Raw genomic sequence first — 874 nt, forward strand, 5'->3', positions numbered from 1 at the left:
CGGCGGCCGCGCGGGTGCGCAGCACGTCGGTGCGGGTGTCCAGCAGGCCGAGTTCGAGCCGGTAGCGGTGGGCGCGCTCCAGGTGGCCGCCGACGGCGGCGTCCCCGGTGGAGCGGACGGCCGGCAGGCCGGCGGCGCGTTCGTGGCGTTCGGCGCGGGCCCGCTTGGACATCGACTGGTAGACCGACTCCTGGACCAGACCGCTGCTGAACCGGTAGCCGGTGCCGGTCGGTTCGACCAGCCGCAGCTCGGCCAGCCGGGCCAGCGCGGCGTGCAGCCGCGGCGGGGTGTCGTCGCCCCCGGCGGACGGGTCGGCCGGCAGGCCGTCGATCGGGCCGGTGAAGACGTCGTCCTCCGGGTCCGCGAAGGCGTCCTGGTCGCTGCCGCCGTGGGCGAGTTCGGCGAGTTCGGCGGCGGTGAAGGCGCGGCCGAGGACGGCGGCGAGGTCGAGGGTGGCACGCTCGTCGCGCTCCAGCCCGTCGATCTGGGCGCTGAGCAACGCCCGTCCGGTGGGCGGCAGTTCGTCGGCCAGGGCGGGGCCGTCGGCCTCGGTGAGGGCCGCCAGCAGCTCCTCCAGGTGCAGCGGGTTGCCCTCGGCGCGCTCCAGCAGCCGGGTGGGCACCGCGTCCTGGTGGGCGCTCAGCTCGGTCAACTGGGCGGCCAGCAGGGCGGATTCGTCCCAGGACAGGCCGCCGACCGGCAGCGTCGGCAGCCCCGGGCGGGCCGCCGGGAGCTCGGGGCGGGCCAGGCAGAGCAGCAGCACGGGGGCGGCGCCGAGTTCGGCCGTCAGCCGCTCGGCGGCGTCCAGCAGCACCGGGCCGGCCCACTGGCAGTCGTCCAGGACCAGGACGGCCGGGCGTTCGACGGTGCGGCC

At 77.6% G+C, this 874-nt stretch carries 1 pseudogene; it reads right to left on the minus strand.

The annotated features are described in order from the left end of the window. A pseudogene (locus KS423_RS46365) lies at nt 1-874 on the minus strand (adenylate/guanylate cyclase domain-containing protein); the annotation flags it as partial.

It is taken from the genome of Streptomyces sp. LS1784 (assembly GCF_020103755.1).
In the GTDB taxonomy this organism is placed as follows: domain Bacteria; phylum Actinomycetota; class Actinomycetes; order Streptomycetales; family Streptomycetaceae; genus Kitasatospora.